The sequence below is a fragment of the [Leptolyngbya] sp. PCC 7376 genome, assembly GCF_000316605.1.
GTDB lineage: Bacteria > Cyanobacteriota > Cyanobacteriia > Cyanobacteriales > MRBY01 > MRBY01.
Genome location: NC_019683.1, coordinates 1,151,986 through 1,171,887, shown reverse-complemented (window position 1 = coordinate 1,171,887; position 19,902 = coordinate 1,151,986). Strand labels below are relative to the sequence as shown.

Here is a 19,902-nt window from a genome sequence, read left to right as displayed (position 1 = left end):
GATCGTGTGATTTCGCAACTAAATTACTCTTGTATAAAGTTTTTCTCAAGCTAGTAACAAAACATGCTTGATATGACCTGAATGTTGACAGAAAGAAAAGTTGCGTAAGGTATGGTTACACTTTGCCAAATTCTCCTATCGTTAAATCTTCGTATTTCTGTAGAAACTCTAAAAGTTGACTGTTGATTTTCTCAACGCCGCCTTTTACATTAGATTCGACGTTTAATGGCATCACTGGATCATGCAGTGAGAGACGTAATAAAAACCAACCATCTTGGCCTGAGGATTTGCAAGAAACACGGATACCTTCGCGGTTTTTGGGGACAATTTGCCAGTTTTCTTGTTGAGCTGCGAAGTCTTTTAATTTCTCAATGACTCCCAATCCATAGGTTTTAAAGTCAGATTCAGTGATTTTAAAGCGGAATTCTTCGCTCTCCACTGGTTCTTGGAGAGTCGCAATTAAATCAGTGATAGTTTTGCCTTGTTCATGGAGCTTGGCGACTTCGACTAAAAGTTTGGTGATGAGATATGCACCGTCGTCGAGGAAATGGTTTTCTTTCATCGCGCCATGTCCTGAGGTTTCAATGGCTAACCATGATTCTTCTCCTGATTCATTAAGGGCGATCGCCTGATTGATCACATTTTTATAGCCGCGTCGATATCGGAAATGTACGCCCCCTAAATCTTGCTCAATAAAAGTTGCGAGTCCATCGGATGTGATCGAGTCCGTCACAATGGTTGAGCCGGGATGCTCCCGCAGTACAACGACGGACATTAGGGCAATTAAGCGATTGCGGTTGAGCTCTTTTCCTGATGGATCTACTGCTGCTCCTCGATCTACATCAGTGTCGAAAATAATGCCAAAATCAGCTTTGTTCGCCGTTACTGCTGCTGAAATTGCAGCCATTGCCGTCTCGTTTTCTGGGTTGGGGATGTGGTTGGGGAACATCCCGTCAGGCTCTAAAAATTGGCTACCTGTTGTATCTGCACCGAGTGGTTGTAATACGCGATCTACATAGAAGCCACCGGAACCATTACCCGCATCGACTACAATTTTCAGTCCTTTGAGAGGCTGCTCAAAATTTGTTTTTGCATTCACACCTTCACGGATCGTCTTCACCAATTGTTCTGCATAGACTGCCATTAAATCTCGCTCGGTGACGTTGCCCGGTGTGGCGATCGCCTCAAACTCATTTGCTGCGGCTAAGGCCAAGATTGCTTTGATGTCAGGTTTATCGAGGCCACCTTTTTTTGTGAAAAACTTGAGACCGTTGCGATTGAAAGGGAGATGGCTTGCTGTCAACATAATTGCGCCATCACAATCAAAGCCCTCTGTAATCGTGCTCATAAACATTGCAGGCGTTGAGGCGATCGCCACATCGTAGACCTGAATCCCCAATGACGTTAGCCCTGTAGTTACTGCTGCACTGAGTGCTTCTCCAGATAAACGACTATCTCGACCCACTGCAACTATCAGTCTGTCCGTTGGCTGATCCAACTGCTGAGATAACCAAGTGCCAAATGCTTTACCTAATAGAGTGACCCTTTCCGCAGTGAGATTGACCGGTTCGTTGACAATGCCTTTTAGTGCGACCCCACGAATATCTGAGCCATTTTGTAATTGTGTCCAGTTGAAATCAGTCATTGGCGAATGGGGTGCAGAATATCTTCCATGGTAGAGACGGATAATTTTGCTCTGCCACCTTCGTTGCTAAATCGTTTCAATGGGGCGATCGCCTCACCCGAAAGGCTGAAAAACAGATCAACAGAACAAACTTCTACGACTTTCTTTCTACTTCTTCAGTACGGCAAAACCCTTGTTAAACAGACTTTTTCAGGACATGAGCCTACAAATAATAAGTTTTACTTTTTAGATGTATCAAAAATAATCAGTCTTGGTATAGAGACAACACGTAGGGGAGTATGGTTAGATGTATACCAATAGATAAACAATATTCCATAGACTCAAGACTATAAGAAAGGTGAAACGGCGATCGCCCCCAATCAAAAACGTTCGGGTCGATTACGAAAACCAACAGTTTTGCAGCCTTCCAATTTCGTCAACGTCCTTCAATGTGCCTGTCCTATGCAGATAACCAATAAGATACATTTTCGAAATATCAAGGGCGACCTCTTCGGCGGCGTTACTGCTGCCGTGATCGCCCTACCCATGGCTTTAGCCTTCGGAGTTGCTTCTGGAGCTGGTCCCACTGCAGGTTTATGGGGAGCCGTTCTTGTCGGTTTCTTTGCTGCTTTGTTTGGCGGAACCCCCACCCTGATTTCTGAGCCCACAGGTCCGATGACCGTTGTTCTTACTGGGATTATCGCGAACTTCATTGCTCAAGAAGGTACAGAACAAGGTCTAGCAATGGCATTTACCGTTGTCATGATGGCGGGTGTCTTCCAAATTATTTTTGGTCTGCTGAAGCTTGGGCGTTATGTCACGATGATGCCTTACACCGTAATTTCTGGCTTTATGTCAGGTATCGGTATCATCCTGGTGATTTTGCAGATTGCACCATTCTTAGGACAAGGCAGTCCAGGAGGGGGCGTTGTTGGAACCCTTAGGGCAATTCCTGAATTGTTGTCTGGTATCCAACCTGCCGAAACCCTTTTGGCTGCTGGTACCGTTGCAATCATTTGGTTTATGCCAGAAAACATTAAGAAACTTGTTCCTCCTCAGCTTGTCGCTTTAGTTGCTGGAACTGTGGTTTCTTTGTTGGTTTTCCCCGGCGCTGATCAGATCCGTCGTATTGGTGAGATTCCTGGTGGCTTCCCTAGCCTCATTATGCCAACCTTCTCTGCTGAGCATCTCCAAATTATGGTGATTGACGCAGCAGTACTGGGCATGTTGGGCTGTATCGATGCTCTACTGACTTCGATGGTGGCTGATAGTTTGACTCGTACTGAGCACAACTCCAATAAAGAGTTACTTGGTCAGGGTCTCGGTAATATCGTTTCTGGCTTGTTTGGTGGCCTTGCTGGTGCGGGTGCAACCATGGGTACGGTGGTGAATATTCAGAGTGGTGGTCGTTCTGCCCTCTCCGGTTTAAGCCGTGCATTCATCCTTCTTGTGGTGATTCTTGGTGCTTCTGGTCTCGCTGCTAATATTCCCCTTGCGGTTCTTGCAGGTATTGCCCTCAAGGTTGGTATCGACATCATCGACTGGGATTTCTTGAAGCGTGCCCATCAGATTTCTTGGAAAGGTGCGCTCATTATGTATGGTGTTATCCTCCTCACTGTTCTCGTTGACTTGATTGTGGCAGTTGGTATTGGTCTATTCATTGCGAATGTTCTCACCATCGACAAGATGAGTCGCCTGCAGTCTGATAGTGTGCGTTCTATCTCTGATGCGGATGATCAAATGCATCTCAATCCGGATGAGCAACGCTGGCTCGATGAAGCAAATGGTCGCGTACTTCTCTTCCAACTCAGTGGCCCCATGATCTTTGGTGTTGCAAAGGCGATCGCCCGTGAACACAACGCGATTAAAGACTGTAGTGCAATTGTTTTCGATATCTCTGATGTCCCTCATATGGGGGTTACAGCTTCTCTCGCACTCGAAAATGCGATTGAAGAAGCAGTGGACAAAGATCGCGATGTCTTTATCGTCGGTGCTGCGGGTCAAACTCGCCGCCGTCTCGAAAAGCTCAAGCTTTTCAGTAAGGTTTCCCCTGATCGTTGTCTCATGTCCCTTGAGGAAGCCCTTAAACAGGCCACTCTCACTGTGACTGGTAGCGCCTCCGATGATGATTTTGTTGGCACCACTGCTCCCGCGGTCTAAAGACTAACGATTCTCGTAAAGCAGCGATCGCCTAATACATAAAAAAGATGTACAAGGCGATCGCCCCAAACTTTTCTCGTCGTCTGACTCGCTCAATCTAATAAGACAAACTATTTTTTAAAATAAATGGCTTTTCCGACTTTACAATTTGATTTTGGGCAAAACTTGCTCCAACTCATAAGCCTGAATTTTGATGGCTTCCATGGGTTAAGCAATTTAACCCTCGCGACAACTCCAGAATCTGAATACGGTTCCTTCGTACTCACCGGCGTATTGATGACCATTGTGGTGATCTATGCCATGAGTAAAATCGGTGGCGAATTATCAAAGCGCGTCGGTTTGCCTCCGGTACTCGGTGAATTGCTCGGTGGTGTTTTGGTTGGTGTATCTGCCTTCCATCTCATCGTCTTCCCAGAAACAGGGGCTGTGGCCGCCGACTCCCTCATGATGTCGATTCTCCAGAAGCTGGGTGACCTTGATCCTACAGCCATGAATCACATCTTCGAGAGCCAGAGTGAGGTCATTTCTGTCTTGGCGGAACTGGGCGTTATCGTCTTGCTCTTTGAAATTGGTTTAGAGTCAGACCTACGAGAATTAACGAAAGTTGGCTCCCAAGCCGCAGTGGTTGCAGTGGTTGGTGTGGTTGCACCTTTCCTCCTCGGTACTGTCGGTCTCGTGGCACTTTTTCATGCTCCCGTCATTCCCGCAATTTTTGCCGGAGCAGCATTAACCGCAACCAGTATTGGTATCACCTCAAAAGTACTTTCAGACCTCGGTCAACTTAAATCTACAGAAGGCACAATTATTGTTGGTGCAGCTGTCATTGATGATGTCCTCGGCATTATCGTTCTCGCGGTTGTTGCAAGTCTCGCAAAGACTGGTGAAGTTGATTTACTAAACGTTGTTTATCTTGTTATTGGTGCTTCGGCATTCCTACTCGGTTCGATTCTCCTCGGTAAGTTTTTCAATAAAAGTTTTGAGGCGATCGCCGGAAAATTACAAACTCGTGGTGCGCTTCTGATTCCTGCCTGTGCCTTTGCACTCGTGATGGCAATCATCGCCAACTCCATTCACCTTGAAGCAATCCTTGGTGCATTTGCAGCTGGCCTTGTCCTTGACGAAACTGATTTGCGGAAAGAGCTCGACCGTTTGGTCATGCCCGTCGCAGATTTACTTGTCCCCATCTTTTTTGTCACCGTTGGTGCAAAAGCAGATCTCGGTGTTCTCAATCCCTTCATCGAAGAAAACCGTGCAGGTCTGATCATTGCAACATTCCTTGTTGTTGTTGCAATTGTCGGTAAGGTCATCACTGGTTGGGCAGTCTTCGGTAAGCCTGGGATTAACCGTCTAGCAGTGGGTTTCGGTATGATTCCCCGTGGTGAAGTCGGTCTTGTTTTTGCCGGTATCGGTTCTGCAAGTGGTGTACTCGATAAGCCCCTCGAAGCTGCAATTATCGTGATGGTAATTGTGACCACATTCATCGCGCCTCCTTTACTTCAGTTGGTTTTGGATAACCCAGATGATGGTGATCTAGATGGTACAAAAGCAGATCTAGAAAAGCCTTTGGCTTTAGTTGAATAGTCTGCGGAGTCTCTCTCCTAGTCCTTCTGAATGATTTGGCTAGGAAAATCCACTCCTCTCAGAAAAGTTTTACCTTCCTCGTTTTGTACTCTCCTCAGACTTTTGTCTTTAAATAGACTGACTTGAGGGGAGTCTTCTTCCTAAGTTCCTTAGCTGTTTGTGTCTATGCCATTCCTTGAAACCTGCGTATTTGGTGTCATTTTTATTGGCTTTTTTGGCATCATTTTCAAAAAAAATCTGATCATGAAAATCCTGGCGATGGATGTCATGAGTACTGGTGTGATTGCCTATTACATTCTCGTTGCGGCACGAGGTGGTGTTTTTGCTCCCATTGTTGATGTCGAGAAAGAGTCAGTCGCCTATGCAGATCCGGTGCCCCAGGCGGTAATTTTGACAGCGATTGTGATCGGGTTCTCGATTCAGGCGTTGATGCTGGTTGGCGTGATGAAGCTATCGCGGGATAACCCAACTTTAGAAACAAGCGAGATTGAGAAGAGCCATACGCCATGATGAACAACGTTACGATTATTTGGGTTTTACTGCCGTTCGTTATCGGCTTTAGCATTTATTTATTGCCGAAGATTGATCGTTATTTGGCAATGTTGGTGGTGAGCGCCTCATTGTGTTTCGGCACGATGCAGATTTTTCAGCCGGAGCCCTACACGCTGCAATTGCTGGATAGCTTTGGGGTGACGCTACAGGTTAGTGATCAAAGTGGCTATTTTATTTTGACGAATGCAGTGGTGGCGATCGCCGTCATTTTGTATTGCTTTAATAGTTCAAAAAGTGCTTTTTTCTTTACGCAACTGACCATTATTCACGGTGCAGTAAATGCCGTCTTCATCTGTGCAGATCTGATTAGTCTATATGTTGCCCTTGAAGCGATTGGTGTTTCCGCGTTTCTGTTGATGACCTACCAACGCACTGACCGCTCAATTTGGGTGGGGCTTAGGTATCTGTTCATCAGTAATACGGCAATGCTGTTTTATCTTATCGGTGCAATTCAGGTCTATCAAGCGAATCATTCTTTTGCTTACGCCGGTTTGGAGAATGCATCGAATGAGGCGATCGCCTTATTGTTTGTCGGATTGCTGACCAAAGGTGGCATTTTTGTCTCAGGCTTGTGGTTGCCATTGACCCACTCTGAATCAGAAACGCCCGTTTCGGCAATGTTGTCCGGTGTGGTAGTGAAAGCTGGCATTTTCCCGTTAATGCAATTTGCCTTACTTGTCGATAGCATCAATCCTATCGTGAGGCTATTTGGTATGGGAACAGCATTACTCGGTGTGAGTTATGCCGTGTTTGAAAAAGATTCAAAACGGATGCTGGCGTTTCATACGGTGTCCCAATTAGGTTTTGTACTTGCAGCGCCTGCGGTTGGAGGTTTTTATGCCCTCAGTCACGGTTTAGTGAAATCAGTCTTGTTTTTACTCGCTGGAAATTTACCTACCCGTAATTTTAAAGAGCTTAAGAAAACAGGCATTGCCACCAACCTTTGGATTCCGTTGGCGATCGCCAGTCTCTCAATCTCCGGATTGCCCTTGCTCGCAGGTTATAGCGCTAAAGTTTTAACCCTTAAAAATATTGAATCCTGGCAAGTGATTGGGATGAATATTGCGGCGGTAGGAACAGCAATTTCCTTTGCAAAATTTCTCTTTCTACCCCATTCTCCAGAACTTAAAGGGAAAGCATTTTCTACTAATAATTGGGGTTTTTGGGCGGCTATTTCCATTTTGCTCGGTGGTTTAGTCGTTACTAATGTTTTTTACCTTGATGCCTATAAACTCGCTAATTTTCCGAAGGCACTAATTACTATTGCTTTGGGTTGGGGGGCATATTGGCTGATTTTCCAGCGACTCTCTATCAAGCTGCCGCGCGTTGTGGAGCAATTTGAGCACCTCGTCGGCGTTATGAGTCTTGTTTTAACTGGTTTGTTTTGGATGGTGTTGGCATAAACAGATTTTCGTAGTCGCTAATTTTAGGGAGGACAACAACCATGAATGAATTGACTATTGGCTGGGTGATTTTCCCCTTTGTTGTGGGATTCAGCATTTATTTGCTGCCAAAAATTGATCGTTACCTGGCGATATTGGTCGCTATTTCTTCGCTGATCTTTGGTCTAGTACAAATTTTTCAGCCGGAACCCTACAGTCTCAAACTCCTCGGGAGCTACGGCGTGGATTTACTGGTTGATGACCAGAGTGGCTATTTTATTTTGACTAACGCTGCAGTGGCGATCGCCGTGACAGTATATTGCTGGAAAAGTACAAAGAGTGCCTTTTTCTTTACCCAGTTGGTCATTTTGCAGGGAGCACTTAATGCGGTCTTTATCTGCGCAGATCTGATCAGTTTATACGTTGCCCTCGAAGCTATTAGTATTGCGGCATTTCTGCTGATGACCTACCAGCGGACAGATCGTTCGATTTGGATTGGGCTGCGATATCTCTTCCTGAGTAATACCGCCATGCTGTTCTATCTCATCGGGGCAGTGCTGGTTTATCAGGCGACAAAATCCTTTGACTATTCTGGTTTAGCCGAAGCTCCTAGTGAGGCGATCGCCCTGATTTTTCTGGGCTTGTTAACGAAAGGCGGTGTCTTTATATCGGGACTATGGTTGCCCCTGACCCACTCCGAATCTGAAACACCAGTGTCAGCGATGTTGTCTGGTGTTGTGGTTAAAGCTGGGATTTTTCCCCTGTTGCGCTGCGGCATTGTAGTGCCAGACCTTGACCCCTGGCTCCGATTTTTTGGGATGGCAACAGTCCTACTCGGTATTGCCTTTGCCATCCTCGAAACAGATGCGAAACGCTTACTGGCGTTTAGTACCATCTCGAAATTAGGATTGCTGCTCTCGGCTCCTGCCGTTGCTGGTTTAGCAGCCCTATCCCATGGTTTAGTGAAATCCTCTTTATTTTTGATGGCTGGCCAATTGCCGACTCGCAAATTTAAGGAGCTCCGCGAAACCACAATTTCCACAACCCTTTGGATTCCTTTGGCGATCGCCTGTCTCTCGATGGTGGGGATGCCTTTGCTCGTTGGGTTTAGCTCGAAAGTATTGCTCCTGAAAAATATTGAGCCATGGCAGGAAATGGGTTTAAATATCGCCGCCGTCGGTACAGCCATCGCCTTCGCGAAATTCTTATTTATTCCCCATGATGCCGCTACAAAATTCAAAGTGAAAAGTTCCACCTTTGGATGGTCAATCCTCTGGCTATTAAGCGGCGTTGTTTTAGCGAATGGCTTTTACCTTGATGCATATCAAGTCTCTAATATCCCCAAAGCACTGATCAAAATTGCTATTGGCTGGGCACTATATTGGCTGATTATGAAGCGCGTCGAATTCAAATTGCCCCGCATATTTGAGGAATTTGAACAGCTCATCGGTGGCATGAGTATTGTCTTAACCGGATTGTTTTGGATGGTGACCCTATGATCGGCATTCTCGATATTTTTCTGATTTTAATGATCTGGTTTCTGCTCACCGCAGACCTAAGTGCCGCCAATATTCTTATCGGCGTAATCATTGCGATTTTGATGCCTGGTAAACGGTTTGATGCGGCTCAAATTAAAGATTGGCTCCATGTGCTGTGGGAAATTGCCATTGCGATTCCCCAAGCTTATATCGAAGCCATCGAAATGATTTTTCGTCCCCATCTCTATGAAACAGTGGCGATGGAGCGCGTGAAACCAAATCGTACACCTGGCTTGATTTTTCTCGATATTTTTCTGATTACCTTCACCCCGAAAACTATCGTATTGCACTACCACGAAGACGGTTGGTATGAAGTACACCGCGTTCAACGGAGGAAGCCCGAATGAATTTGATTTTTGGTGCCATGATCGGGGCCTTATTACTGCCGATTTATGAAGCAATACAAGACCAAGATATTTGGCAAAAACTACTTGCTTTTGCCAGTATTTCTAGTAAAACCTCAGTCATGATTTTGGTTATTTCAGTGCTTAGAGATGACTGGACTATTGGTGTTGTGGGTGTCCTGATTTTATGTGTGGGTAATGCGGCATTAATGTTGTTGGCTCATATTTTGAGGCGGGTGAATTTATCATGAGTGATTTTATTAATATCCTCAGTTACGGCTGCATTATTTTGGGTGTGATTTTTTGGTTTTGGGGCACCATTCCTTTGCTGGGTGATCGTTCTGTTCTGTTTAAGTTACATACCCTTTCGGTCTCTGACACCCTTGGCTCCATGGCAATTATGGCGGGATTACTGCTAAAAATCCCAAGAGAATGGCCTCTGCTAGTTTTAGCAATTATTGCTCTATCTATTTGGAATACGGTATTGGGATATGTTTTGGCCTATTGTTCGAGTCGCGGAGGCGGTAATGAGCGAATCTAATTTTGACTGGTTTATTTTGGCGATCGCCCTGTTATTACCTCTAACATCTGGGTTATTGGTCTTCCAAAAAAATCCTTATTATGGGTTAGTTATTCGAGGTATTTTAGGGGCGATCGCTGCCTTGCTCTATGCCATATTTGGGGCGGCTGATGTTGCTTTAACGGAGGCACTTGTGGGTACGATGTTGTCCATTACGCTTTATGCTGTGGCTGTGCGGTCGTCAATGAGTTTACGTTTTGGAATTCTGTCTATTGGTACAGAAACGGTGAATCTCACCACAAAATTAAACCCTATTTTGAAACAAGTCCTAAGCAAATATCATCTTCGTCTTGAACCTGTGGTTTTTGAAGATCAAAAAGCGCTTCAACATGCCCTTGAATTGAAGGATGTGCATTGTATTTTGCAACTCGATGACACTGAACAAATACATATTTTTAAAACACGTATTCCTCGCCTATACGAAATATTTAAGACTTCAGCATTAACGGAACTCGTGGAATTACAATTGCAAGACATTACACCTTCTACTGCTGTCGTGGTACCAGCCTCGCAAACGTTTATGGAGAATCAGTCATGAAGTGGGTCTACCTTGCTTTCGGCATTGCGCTATTCATCAAAATGTTGGTTTTTCCCAACTTTGCCATGGAAGCTGCTGATTTGGCGATCGCCGAGACTGTTGCAACGGAAAGTGGTATTCCCAATGCCGTATCGGGGATCATTCTCCGGAACCGTCTTTATGACACAGGGTTTGAGGTGATGGTGTTTACCCTCGCGATTATGGGGGTGCGCTTCTTACTATCGGATGAACATCCATCGAAGGAGGTGAAGCAGTTTACCGACTCTCCCTCTATCGTTTTGGCACGCTTAGGGGCAACGATTGCGGCGCTGATTAGTATTGAGCTGGCAATTCGTGGGCATCTGAGTCCTGGTGGCGGTTTTGCTGCGGGTGTTGCTGGTGGTACAGCGATTGGTCTAGTGGCGATTGTGTCTTCCCCAGAATGGATGGACAACATTTATAAAAAGTGGAATGCTGCCATCCTCGAAAAAATATCTGTACTCATTTTCTTCTTGCTAGCGGGCTTATCGCTTATCGGTTTGCAGTTGCCCTATGGTGAATTTGGCACTTTATTTAGTGGTGGCTGGATTACGATTCTAAATATTTTGGTAGCCATCAAGGTTGCCCTTGGTTCCTGGGCCGCAATCTTGATCTTTATTCGTCATCGCGGTTTACTTTAAGGCTTATTTGCATAGCAAATTTTTTTGTACTCTGTCGCAAGTTGTTGGGCGATCGCCGACCAAGAATAAGTCTCCCGGGCGAAAGCTTTACCTTTTCGACCAATCTCTAAACGCTTTTCTGGTTCTCGTAACAAAGTCAAAAGAGCTTCGGTGAGAGATTCTTGAGTATCCTCAATAATCTTGCCTCCCCCTGCTGCCTCAATATCTGGTGAAATCTGAATCCCTCGGGTAATCACCACGGGTAAACCAACTACTAGGGCTTCTGCCACTGCAATCCCAAAATTTTCTGAGTAGGATGGCAATGCAAAAATATCAGCCCCTTGCAATAAACATTCTTTGTCATCTCCTGTAATTAGGCCAGGAAAAATCACATCGTTTGTCAACTCTAAATCTGTAGTGAGTTGCACTAATTCTTCTCTGTATTCCGGTTCACCAGTACCTGCAAAAATAGCGTAAAAAGGTTGATTTGATTGTTTTAAATCGGCGAGTGATCTTAACAATAAATCTGGTCGTTTTTTATAATGTAATCTCGATAAAAATAAAATAATTGGCGTATCAGTACCAATATTATATTCTTGTCGTAACCGCTGTTTGGCATTGGGAATTTCATCTGGAATGTTTACCCCTAATGGCAAAGTAATGGTCGGTGTTGTAATGCCAAAGCCTTGCACATCAGCAGCTTCACCATTTGCTGTGCAGTGAACGGCTGCTGCGTTCTGAAGATTCCGTCGTTCAAATAAAGTTGTATAGAGTTGCTTCTTCGTTTTTCCTTGCGCCAATGCCCAAGAGGTGAGCTGACCCATTGTTCTGACGGTATAGGGGATTTTCTTAAACTGGGCGATCGCTGCTGCACAAGTCGGCAAATAGGAAAAAAGATAATGGTGATCAAGAATGTCGTAATTAGCGAGATTTTGCCACATCCAACCTGTTGCTGCCCGCGAAAAAATAAACTCTTTTAAATTTGGTGGATCGTAGGGCAAAAACCACACAGGTACTGATAAACCCAAGGTCTCATCGAAAATATACTCTTGGCGATCGCCTGTTTTAACCTCTCCCATCCCGTAATTTGTGGTGAGAATTTCTGCATCTTCCCCGATATCTCGTAAGGCTTTAACGAGATTAAGCGCGACCTGTGATGGTCCTCCCATATCAGCACTAATAGATGGAATAATATGCAGAATTTTCATGAATGGCGCAGCGCGATGATCTCAACTAACGGTAATACTAGAACAACTCTTTTGATGTGGCGATCGCTAGCTTAAAGAGATCACTATTTAAAAGGACCAAACTTCCTAAAGACAACTAGGGCAATTACAGGCAGAATAGCCGTTGTTGTCCAGAAAAAGCTTCTGGTTGTAAGACCGGCAGCAAAAAATCCCAATGCATAAACAACCAAGCCATAATCAGACTGAGTCAAAATAGCCATACGATTCCACCAGGCTGTTAAGACCCCAAAAAATGCAGAAACAATCACAATACCTGGCCAGCCGGCAAACATATAAGCTTCTCCAATGTAAGTGATAGCAATGGTAAAACCGCCATCAGTCCCTGCGATTTCCTCCATCGAAACGCTTAAACCCGCGGGCTTCCCCTTCCAGACTGCTCGTGGAACTGGCTTACTGATTGCCCACACAATAATCTCTGAGCCTAGATATGGATGTCTTGCTGGCATTCCCTCACCAATTAAAGCCATTGATGCAAGATTATAGTCCACTGCAAGTGTCTCTCTGACAGCTTCTGTTTTGTAGACCTCATATTCCAAATAACGTCTGAGACCAATCGTCCGAAATTCCAGCATATGATAGGCTGCCCAGCCTGTAAGCCAGAAAATTAGCACTGTTGGTAAGACCATCCGAATGAGATTGTGTGTGAAGTCTTTTTTTTGAGGGACAGTCACTAAATAGCTCATCGCAAATGTAGAAACATGAGCGATAAAAACATTTCTTGTCCCCCCAGCGAAGGCTCCGAACATTACCAGATAAAAAATGGATCCTAGAATCGCCAATCGCAAAATACCAAACTGCTTTAGGCGATTGAGACTAACCCCAAACAGAGGGGGGATAACATACTGTAGTAGGGCGAGTTCTCCAAGTAGTGTATTCCATCCTCCTAGCTGGCCAGCACGTGCCCAGGGTTGAGAGAAGCGTGCTCCCATCATATGGAATATCATTCCTTTATTCCCAGGAACGCCAACCTCACCACCAAAAATTTGGAAGTCTACAGATATTAGCCTAGTCAAAAAACCCAAGAAGCCACATACTAACGCGGTAATTACAATTGCATTGGGTGACAAACTATCCAGCGTCAATAGTTTTGCTTTAATACTGATGGGTTTCACAAGGTGACGGCTTATTGCAAATACCCCAATCCCTAGTAAGGACATGTTGATAGAAACAGAGAGCATCTCTGGAGAGAGAGGCCAACTATTAAACTCTTCTTGGGGAAATAAAAATTCAGCAAGGGTTAGTGCATAAGTTCCAAGAATAAAAAGAACATCAGTTCTCAAAAGATTACGTAAGCCTTTGGTGACATCAAATAATAGGCTGCCTAAAAATCCCATCCCCACATATCTTGCAGCGATCGCTGCCATCTCAGAAATACCTTGATCTGCACCTTGGGGATACATTACGAATGCGGCAGCACACCCAATCACAAGACAGGCTGTTCCCGCTGGATTGGGGTGGGGAATCAGTTTAGCTTCCTGTTTCCTTGTAAGAACGGGGTGGGCTTGCGCTGTTTTTGTAGCACTCATAGCATGATAGAAAACTGATGGGCAATGATGAATAAGATTGAATTTATATTGAGTTTGGAAAGTGTGTGTTTAGGGTTATTGAGAGGTAGGCACTGTCTCAAAATGATTGAGTAATTCTTTTGTTTTCACGTCCCAAGTGAGGCTTGATTCAATGAGATGTTTAGCGTTGTGACCCATCGTTGTAACTTTATCTGGGTTATCGAGCATCAATTTGAGGGCTTGGATTGTGGCTGATTCGTCTTTCGGTGGAATAATCAGTGCTTCTTGTTCATGTTCGATGACATCGGTGATACCACCATCGCTACAGCAAATAATAGGTTTACCAGCCGCCATTGCTTCTAAGTAAACTGTGGCAAAGGGTTCATTCCAGCCGACAAGGGCAAAGCAATCGGCTAGGTGCATTTCCTGGAGGACGACATTATGGGGTTGTTTCCCAATGAGTTGAACTCGATTTTCAAGCTTTAATAATTGGACTGTTTCTTTAATCAGTTCTTCTTCTGGACCGCCACCAATGATACGTAGGATGGAATCGGGATATTGGTCAGCGATCGCCCCAAACGCTCTGACGAGAAGAGGAACACCTTTCCGTTCAGCGAAGAGTGCACAAGCTAAAAATACGAATTTGTCTTGGAGTTCTGGAGAGCGCTCTAAATTCTCGGGGACAGGTTCAATATTGATGCCATTGTGGTGGGTAAAAATGTGTTGCTCAGGGAAAAGACGACGCATATCTTTTTCCATCGGTTTTGAAACGGCCAGTAAAGCAGTGGTAGCAGAAAGAGCTGTTTTGTAAGCGGTATGGCGTTTGGGGAGGTGATTACAGTCAGCAATTTCCTCGAAATCATGTTCCAGCACAAACATTGGTCGACGATATTTTTCGGGGAGCTGGGCAACCATCCAGGCATTGGGAACGCTATGGTGGCAAAAAATTACATCGGGGTTAAAAGATTCAATTTCAGCGATCAGTCTTTTTTTCGCCGTCTGAAAGGCAAAGTGGAGGTAAGGTTCTGGGTTGCTGTAGCTCCAGCTTTTGATCGGATTAATGGGGTAGTAACCCCAGCGAGGATATTCCACATGGACATCGCCTTCCCATGTGTGGGCAGTGGGACAGTTGGCATATGCTCTAGCGCCAGAACTGCGGGCGAGGGCTTTCGGAACCCATGATGTGAAAGATAGAACTTTTAAATCAACGCCCTGTCTAACAAAAGCTTGAGCTTGGCAGAGGGCCCATGTTCCCATGAGTGGATTGTCTGGTTTTGGGAAATAGGAGGCGAGAAATAATACTTTCATTAAATTTGTCGGGGCGATCGCCAAACTCCAGAGGTCGAAAAAAATTTATTAGCGAGGATGGTTTAGATAGATGCGATGAGTGGCTCTGAAATCATGCTGCATTCGATCTACAGTCTAGATTAAATATATTTTGCCTGATGTGATTTCGTTTGGCTGTGATGATCGCTGAAATTATCACTAGAAAGCTCTGAGAAAAACCTTCTTTACCATCTCTAAATCTTTACTGAGTCCCTTCGCATTGGCAGGAAAATTTAGTTGCAGCCATAGATTTTCTATGCCTAACAGTGGGCTGTCATTCTGATGGATGTGAGGTGATCGCCCTTGAGTTTACCCACATATTTATATATCTGGCAGACCATGATTAAGAATTGATTATGTGAGGAAACGCCCCTTGTCTGATACCCTACAATCACACTTTTCTCTGTAAAGTTCTGTTATGCGTATCGCCCTTTTTACTGAAACCTTTTTACCGAAAGTAGATGGCATCGTGACTCGACTCCGCCACACAGTCGATCATTTGCAACGCAGTGGTGATCAAGTGATGGTGTTTTGCCCCGATGGTGGATTGCGGGAGCATAAAGGTGCACAAGTCTATGGTGTCAAAGGTAATCCGCTGCCTTGGTATCCCGAACTAAAAATGGCATTTCCCGGCCCTTCAGTTGGTAAAGCCCTTGAAGAATTTAATCCCGATTTAATTCACGTTGTTAACCCTGCAATTTTGGGTTTAGGTGGAATTTTCTTCGCGAAGAAAATGAATATCCCCCTGATGGCGTCCTACCACACTCACTTACCTCAATATCTCAAGCATTATGGACTGGGTGCCTTAGAAGGTTTTTTATGGGAGCTTCTCAAGGCCGCCCACAACCAAGCTGCTTTAAATCTTTGTACTTCGACGGCCATGGTGGAGGAACTCCGTATTCATGGCATTAAGCATCTTGATCTATGGCAACGAGGTGTTGATACTGAAATGTTTCAGCCAAGTCTGAAGTCTGAAAAGATGCGCGATCGCCTATCGCAAGGACATCCAGAAGCTCCGCTACTCTTATATGTTGGGCGCGTTTCTGCCGAAAAACAAATTGATCAAATTAAACCTGTTCTCGAATCGATTCCTGGTTCTCGGTTGGCGATTGTTGGTGACGGCCCCTACCGCAGTGAATTAGAAGAACATTTTGCTGAGACAAATACTCATTTTGTCGGATATCTCCAAGGTTTAGAACTTGCTTCTGCCTTTGCCTCCTCAGATGCTTTTGTATTCCCCTCTCGTACTGAAACTCTTGGATTAGTTCTCCTCGAAGCGATGGCTGCCGGGTGTCCAGTGGTTGCCGCGAATTCTGGTGGCATTCCTGATATCGTGACCGATGGCGAAAATGGATTTATGTTTGACCCTGCTGATCCTGATGGGGCAGTGAAGGCAACTCAACGTTTACTTGCTGCAACGGAAGAGCGCGAAGCTATGCGGGTGAATGCTCGACTTGAAGCAGAAAAATGGGGCTGGGCTGCGGCAACACAACAATTACGTGGCTATTACCAACAAGTTATTGGCGAGACCGCTGAATTTGAAGCCGCAGCATAAATTACTCTGACTTTGGTTTCAGTTCATATTGCATTGGGATGAAGCGGATGCCATTTTTGACCTGCTCTTCTCCAATAATTTGAAAGTGCATGGCTTGGTATGCTGGCACGGCCCCAGGAGCGGAGTTGACTGTAATGGCTGCCAGATCTTGGTCATGTTGTTGACAAATGGCGATCGCTTGGCTGAATAATTTTTTTGCAATACCCTGTCGTTGGTGAGAACGTGCGACGAAAAGTAATGAGAGATGGTGATAATCTCGCATTTCTAAAACACCAACAATCTGTTGATTGACCTCTGCTACTCGCAAAAAATGATTGTGCTTAAGGCGATCGCCAATAGCTGTGGGATGGATATATTTCAAAAACTCATGTGTGCCTTGAGGGTCATAGTCCGGCGCGACAAAGTGATTAAAAACAGAGGCGATAAAAGCAGAGACGATTAGCAATTCACCATAGACGCCGCTACGGTAAATAACCTTTTCCCTCAGTCGTTTGCGCGGCATACTATCCATAAGTTCTGTTGCCGTTACCCTAAAACGGTTCTCCTCGGTGTGAGTCGATGTTTATTAATATTGTCATTTTGCTTTTTTCTGTGGCGATCGCCGCCCTTGTTTTTCGCTTCGTTGTTCCGAAAATCACAACCCTAAAAATCTTTACCCAGCGCATTTTAATGATCGTTGGCGTTTTGACTTTATTTTTGGGCGTCAACCTTGGTATGGCGGTTTATGCTAAAAGCGTGTTGCAGTTGACCATCGATTTGCCTGTAGTCACTACTCTCGCCGAAATCGAAACCCTTGACCCTGGAGCATCCGTCGTTTTGGAGGCGATCGCCAGCCCCGACAATCCTATTCGAGGCAGAAACAACGAGTACCTTGCCTATGTCGATGGCAATGGTCTCTGGACTCCTCGCGAAATATTATTTGACCTCGACGATGCCCAGATCGCGATGGACAACGATACCTACAAAGTGCGCAACTGGAAGCGTGACAATAAACTCCGCTATATCAATCCCGGCCATGATGTCGTCATCCTCGGCGAAAACATCAAGAGCGTTCGAATTACCGGCTCGCAAAAAGGCAAGATCACCCACACTATTAAAGGCATTCTCATTTTTAGCGGTAGCCATCAAGAATTTCTCAATGACCTCCACCGTCGCTTGTGGGGACCCCGCATTATGGCTGGACTGAATGCTTTTGCTATCGGTGCAATTTTACTCACAACCCTCATCACTGCGATCAAAACCGCCCGTCGTAAACCCGCAGTCGCTGAGACACCCGAACCATAGGCGATCGCCTAGCTAGACAATAGCTTTGACCTCAAAAAACATGAACTTTCGTTAAGGAGTTGTTACGGTCTATTGCAAGATTCTCTTAATCTTTCGATCCAGCCCGCATCCGACTAGAGGGGCGTGATACCATGCGCATCGTATAGTTCTTGAGACGAGGAAAATACCTTGGTACTACGGGTTGCTGTCGTCGGAGGAGGCCCTGCTGGTTCTTCCGCCGCTGAAATTTTAGCTAAAGCGGGAATCGAAACTTATATTTTCGAGCGCAAATTGGACAACGCAAAGCCCTGTGGTGGCGCAATCCCTTTATGCATGGTGGACGAATTCGATTTGCCTCCCGAAATCATCGATCGTCGTGTCCGCAAAATGAAACTGATCTCCCCCTCTAATATTGAGGTCAGCATCGGCCAAACTCTCAAGGATGACGAGTACATCGGTATGTGTCGCCGTGAGGTAATGGATAGCTTCATGCGTAACCGTGCAGCTGAGTTGGGCGCAAACCTGATTAACGGTACCGTTTCTAAGCTCGAAATTCCGAGTAACGACAAGGATCCTTATACTCTTCACTATTCTGATCATTCCCAAGGTCAAATCAAGGGTGAAATGAAGACCCTCAAGGTTGACCTCGTGATCGGTGCAGATGGTGCAAACTCCCGTATTGCTAAGGCTATCGACGCTGGTGACTATAACTATGCGATCGCCTTCCAAGAACGTATCCGTCTTCCCCAAGACAAGATGGAGTACTACGAAGAGCTAGCAGAAATGTATGTTGGTGATGACGTCTCCCCCGATTTCTATGCATGGGTATTCCCCAAGTACGACCACGTGGCAGTTGGTACTGGCACAATGAAGGTCAACCAAGCCAAAATTAAGCAACTTCAAGCAGGTATTCGTCAGCGCGCAGCAAAGCGCCTTGAAGGTGGTGAAATTATTCGCGTAGAAGCTCACCCCATTCCTGAGCATCCCAGACCTCGTCGTGTTGTCGGTCGTGTTGCCCTCGTTGGTGATGCTGCTGGTACGGTCACAAAATCTTCTGGTGAAGGTATTTACTTCGCAGCCAAGTCTGCTCGCATGTGTGCAGAAGTGATTGTTGAAGCGTCTAATAACGGCCAAACTGTTCCTACTGAGAAAGACCTCAAGCGTTACCTCAAGATTTGGGATAAGACATATGGTGCGACTTACCTCGTTCTCGATATTCTCCAACGCGTGTTCTATCGTTCCGATGCAACCCGTGAAGCGTTTGTCGAAATGTGTGCAGATATCGATGTTCAAGAGATGACTTTCGATAGCTACCTCTACAAGACTGTTGTCCCTGCAAATCCTCTCAAGCAAATGAAGATTACAGCGAAGACAATCGGTAGTCTTCTCCGTGGTAATGCCCTTGCACCCTAGGTTTTACGTTTGAGTAAGTCCTAATCCAAAACTAAAAAATATTCACTACTTTAGGGATCACTACTACAGTGATCCTTTTTTATTGTTTAGCTCAATTTTTTCAAGCGATGCATCAGTGCAGAATGGAATTTATTTCACGGTGATGGTAATTGGCTCAGACATTACAGGAGGATTATGGGGAATATGAGCATAGTTGCCGAGAACTAGTTGGAGGGTATGCTCTCCAGGTGATAGTTCTAGCGTTGCTTCAGTCTGACCGCCACCAAAATGCTTGATATTCTCTGTTGCAGACAACGCCTGATCAAATTCAGGAAGAGTTTCTAAATCCACCAACAAATGGTGATGTCCGGTTTCAGAACGGTCGACGCCAGCAGGCGCAATCCCCATGCCCGACAAACCAAATTGAACGGTGAAAGGACTGGACACTGTGGTTCCATCTTGAGGAGAAATGATATAGGCTTGAGCGTTGTCAGGTGCTTGTGAAGCAAGAGCATCAGCTATTGCAGGCGCTCCATCTGATACAAAAGTAACGACAGTCAGAAGCATTGAGCACAGCAGCGCAAAAAAGTAATTCATAGAATCAACATGAAAGGAGAACAACTGTGTTCTAAGATATCGAGTCTTGGTCACTTGTTGAAATAGCTCTTTTGCCAAAA

General features: G+C 45.3%; 19 protein-coding genes. 13 read left to right on the top strand and 6 right to left on the bottom strand.

The annotated features are described in order from the left end of the window. Positions 1 to 115 precede the first annotated feature (115 nt). Positions 116 to 1,645 carry a phosphoglucomutase/phosphomannomutase alpha/beta/alpha domain I gene (locus tag LEPTO7376_RS05285; RefSeq protein WP_015133190.1) on the bottom strand — a complete coding sequence of 510 codons (1,530 nt, stop codon included), beginning with the start codon at positions 1,643 to 1,645 and terminating at the stop codon, positions 116 to 118. Positions 1,646 to 2,086: 441 nt separating this feature from the next. On the opposite strand from LEPTO7376_RS05285, the gene LEPTO7376_RS05275 reads away from it, so the two are divergent. The 10 genes from LEPTO7376_RS05275 (at position 2,087) to LEPTO7376_RS05230 (ending at position 10,958) form a co-directional block, all read left to right on the top strand. Next, complete coding sequence (locus tag LEPTO7376_RS05275) at positions 2,087 to 3,784, top strand: SulP family inorganic anion transporter (protein ID WP_015133189.1); 1,698 nt, start codon at positions 2,087 to 2,089, stop codon at positions 3,782 to 3,784. Between the two features lie 126 nt (positions 3,785 to 3,910). Beyond that, entirely contained in the window at positions 3,911 to 5,365 is a 1,455-nt protein-coding gene (locus LEPTO7376_RS05270; protein WP_015133188.1) for a cation:proton antiporter, read from the top strand. A 159-nt stretch (positions 5,366 to 5,524) separates the two neighbouring features. Continuing rightward, entirely contained in the window at positions 5,525 to 5,875 is a 351-nt protein-coding gene (locus tag LEPTO7376_RS05265) for a cation:proton antiporter subunit C (protein WP_315861569.1), read from the top strand. After that, the gene (locus LEPTO7376_RS05260; RefSeq protein WP_041763169.1) at positions 5,875 to 7,320 is read left to right on the top strand and encodes a cation:proton antiporter; all 1,446 of its coding nucleotides are present in this window, start codon (positions 5,875 to 5,877) and stop codon (positions 7,318 to 7,320) included. Before LEPTO7376_RS05265 ends, LEPTO7376_RS05260 begins: the two co-directional genes overlap by 1 nt. 41 nt (positions 7,321 to 7,361) lie before the next feature. Continuing rightward, positions 7,362 to 8,798 (top strand): cation:proton antiporter, encoded by a 1,437-nt coding sequence (locus LEPTO7376_RS05255; RefSeq protein ID WP_015133185.1) that lies wholly within the window; start codon positions 7,362 to 7,364, stop codon positions 8,796 to 8,798. Beyond that, on the top strand, positions 8,795 to 9,184 hold the full coding sequence (locus tag LEPTO7376_RS05250) for a Na+/H+ antiporter subunit E (protein WP_015133184.1): 390 nt from the start codon (positions 8,795 to 8,797) through the stop codon (positions 9,182 to 9,184). The genes LEPTO7376_RS05255 and LEPTO7376_RS05250 overlap by 4 nt, the downstream gene beginning before the upstream one ends. Next, positions 9,181 to 9,432 (top strand): hypothetical protein, encoded by a 252-nt coding sequence (locus tag LEPTO7376_RS05245; RefSeq protein WP_015133183.1) that lies wholly within the window; start codon positions 9,181 to 9,183, stop codon positions 9,430 to 9,432. The genes LEPTO7376_RS05250 and LEPTO7376_RS05245 overlap by 4 nt, the downstream gene beginning before the upstream one ends. Then, positions 9,429 to 9,722 (top strand): monovalent cation/H(+) antiporter subunit G, encoded by a 294-nt coding sequence (locus tag LEPTO7376_RS05240; RefSeq protein ID WP_015133182.1) that lies wholly within the window; start codon positions 9,429 to 9,431, stop codon positions 9,720 to 9,722. The genes LEPTO7376_RS05245 and LEPTO7376_RS05240 overlap by 4 nt, the downstream gene beginning before the upstream one ends. Beyond that, the gene (locus LEPTO7376_RS05235) at positions 9,709 to 10,299 is read left to right on the top strand and encodes a DUF4040 domain-containing protein (protein ID WP_015133181.1); all 591 of its coding nucleotides are present in this window, start codon (positions 9,709 to 9,711) and stop codon (positions 10,297 to 10,299) included. Before LEPTO7376_RS05240 ends, LEPTO7376_RS05235 begins: the two co-directional genes overlap by 14 nt. Continuing rightward, on the top strand, positions 10,296 to 10,958 hold the full coding sequence (locus tag LEPTO7376_RS05230) for a Na(+)/H(+) antiporter subunit B (protein ID WP_015133180.1): 663 nt from the start codon (positions 10,296 to 10,298) through the stop codon (positions 10,956 to 10,958). The genes LEPTO7376_RS05235 and LEPTO7376_RS05230 overlap by 4 nt, the downstream gene beginning before the upstream one ends. On the opposite strand, the gene LEPTO7376_RS05225 is transcribed toward LEPTO7376_RS05230, so the two are convergent. The 3 genes from LEPTO7376_RS05225 to LEPTO7376_RS05215 all read right to left on the bottom strand — a co-directional run bounded on the left by LEPTO7376_RS05225 (position 10,955) and on the right by LEPTO7376_RS05215 (position 14,997). Further along, the gene (locus tag LEPTO7376_RS05225; RefSeq protein ID WP_015133179.1) at positions 10,955 to 12,145 is read right to left on the bottom strand and encodes a glycosyltransferase; all 1,191 of its coding nucleotides are present in this window, start codon (positions 12,143 to 12,145) and stop codon (positions 10,955 to 10,957) included. The genes LEPTO7376_RS05230 and LEPTO7376_RS05225 overlap by 4 nt on opposite strands. Before the next feature lie 83 nt (positions 12,146 to 12,228). Beyond that, positions 12,229 to 13,710, bottom strand: a complete 1,482-nt coding sequence (locus LEPTO7376_RS05220) for an oligosaccharide repeat unit polymerase (RefSeq protein WP_015133178.1) — start codon at positions 13,708 to 13,710, stop codon at positions 12,229 to 12,231. Between the two features lie 75 nt (positions 13,711 to 13,785). Further along, a complete protein-coding gene (locus LEPTO7376_RS05215; protein WP_015133177.1) occupies positions 13,786 to 14,997 on the bottom strand; it encodes a glycosyltransferase in 1,212 nt (403 codons plus the stop codon). 436 nt (positions 14,998 to 15,433) lie between these two features. Between LEPTO7376_RS05215 and LEPTO7376_RS05210 the strand changes: the two genes are divergently transcribed. Further along, positions 15,434 to 16,570 (top strand): glycosyltransferase, encoded by a 1,137-nt coding sequence (locus tag LEPTO7376_RS05210; protein ID WP_015133176.1) that lies wholly within the window; start codon positions 15,434 to 15,436, stop codon positions 16,568 to 16,570. Position 16,571: 1 nt separating this feature from the next. On the opposite strand, the gene LEPTO7376_RS05205 is transcribed toward LEPTO7376_RS05210, so the two are convergent. Further along, complete coding sequence (locus LEPTO7376_RS05205) at positions 16,572 to 17,081, bottom strand: GNAT family N-acetyltransferase (RefSeq protein WP_015133175.1); 510 nt, start codon at positions 17,079 to 17,081, stop codon at positions 16,572 to 16,574. A gap of 47 nt (positions 17,082 to 17,128) precedes the next feature. Between LEPTO7376_RS05205 and LEPTO7376_RS05200 the strand changes: the two genes are divergently transcribed. Together LEPTO7376_RS05200 and chlP are read left to right on the top strand one after the other, a co-directional pair. Then, positions 17,129 to 17,854 (top strand): hypothetical protein, encoded by a 726-nt coding sequence (locus LEPTO7376_RS05200; RefSeq protein WP_015133174.1) that lies wholly within the window; start codon positions 17,129 to 17,131, stop codon positions 17,852 to 17,854. A 168-nt stretch (positions 17,855 to 18,022) separates the two neighbouring features. Further along, on the top strand, positions 18,023 to 19,246 hold the full coding sequence (chlP, locus tag LEPTO7376_RS05195) for a geranylgeranyl reductase (RefSeq protein ID WP_015133173.1): 1,224 nt from the start codon (positions 18,023 to 18,025) through the stop codon (positions 19,244 to 19,246). A 129-nt stretch (positions 19,247 to 19,375) separates the two neighbouring features. Here the strand turns inward: chlP and LEPTO7376_RS05190 are convergent, their stop codons facing one another. After that, complete coding sequence (locus LEPTO7376_RS05190; protein WP_225901177.1) at positions 19,376 to 19,822, bottom strand: DUF4399 domain-containing protein; 447 nt, start codon at positions 19,820 to 19,822, stop codon at positions 19,376 to 19,378. Between the last annotated feature and the right edge of the window lie 80 nt (positions 19,823 to 19,902).

What these genes read in the sequence shown, in the direction of transcription:
- LEPTO7376_RS05285 (WP_015133190.1), bottom strand. Translation starts at nt 1,645, where the DNA reads ATGACTGATTTCAACTGGACACAATTACAAAATGGCTCAGATATTCGT.
- LEPTO7376_RS05275 (WP_015133189.1), top strand. Translation starts at nt 2,087, where the DNA reads ATGCAGATAACCAATAAGATACATTTTCGAAATATCAAGGGCGACCTC.
- LEPTO7376_RS05270 (WP_015133188.1), top strand. Translation starts at nt 3,911, where the DNA reads ATGGCTTTTCCGACTTTACAATTTGATTTTGGGCAAAACTTGCTCCAA.
- LEPTO7376_RS05260 (WP_041763169.1), top strand. Translation starts at nt 5,875, where the DNA reads ATGAACAACGTTACGATTATTTGGGTTTTACTGCCGTTCGTTATCGGC.
- LEPTO7376_RS05255 (WP_015133185.1), top strand. Translation starts at nt 7,362, where the DNA reads ATGAATGAATTGACTATTGGCTGGGTGATTTTCCCCTTTGTTGTGGGA.
- LEPTO7376_RS05250 (WP_015133184.1), top strand. Translation starts at nt 8,795, where the DNA reads ATGATCGGCATTCTCGATATTTTTCTGATTTTAATGATCTGGTTTCTG.
- LEPTO7376_RS05245 (WP_015133183.1), top strand. Translation starts at nt 9,181, where the DNA reads ATGAATTTGATTTTTGGTGCCATGATCGGGGCCTTATTACTGCCGATT.
- LEPTO7376_RS05240 (WP_015133182.1), top strand. Translation starts at nt 9,429, where the DNA reads ATGAGTGATTTTATTAATATCCTCAGTTACGGCTGCATTATTTTGGGT.
- LEPTO7376_RS05235 (WP_015133181.1), top strand. Translation starts at nt 9,709, where the DNA reads ATGAGCGAATCTAATTTTGACTGGTTTATTTTGGCGATCGCCCTGTTA.
- LEPTO7376_RS05230 (WP_015133180.1), top strand. Translation starts at nt 10,296, where the DNA reads ATGAAGTGGGTCTACCTTGCTTTCGGCATTGCGCTATTCATCAAAATG.
- LEPTO7376_RS05225 (WP_015133179.1), bottom strand. Translation starts at nt 12,145, where the DNA reads ATGAAAATTCTGCATATTATTCCATCTATTAGTGCTGATATGGGAGGA.
- LEPTO7376_RS05220 (WP_015133178.1), bottom strand. Translation starts at nt 13,710, where the DNA reads ATGAGTGCTACAAAAACAGCGCAAGCCCACCCCGTTCTTACAAGGAAA.
- LEPTO7376_RS05215 (WP_015133177.1), bottom strand. Translation starts at nt 14,997, where the DNA reads ATGAAAGTATTATTTCTCGCCTCCTATTTCCCAAAACCAGACAATCCA.
- LEPTO7376_RS05210 (WP_015133176.1), top strand. Translation starts at nt 15,434, where the DNA reads ATGCGTATCGCCCTTTTTACTGAAACCTTTTTACCGAAAGTAGATGGC.
- LEPTO7376_RS05205 (WP_015133175.1), bottom strand. Translation starts at nt 17,081, where the DNA reads ATGGATAGTATGCCGCGCAAACGACTGAGGGAAAAGGTTATTTACCGT.
- LEPTO7376_RS05200 (WP_015133174.1), top strand. Translation starts at nt 17,129, where the DNA reads ATGTTTATTAATATTGTCATTTTGCTTTTTTCTGTGGCGATCGCCGCC.
- LEPTO7376_RS05190 (WP_225901177.1), bottom strand. Translation starts at nt 19,822, where the DNA reads ATGAATTACTTTTTTGCGCTGCTGTGCTCAATGCTTCTGACTGTCGTT.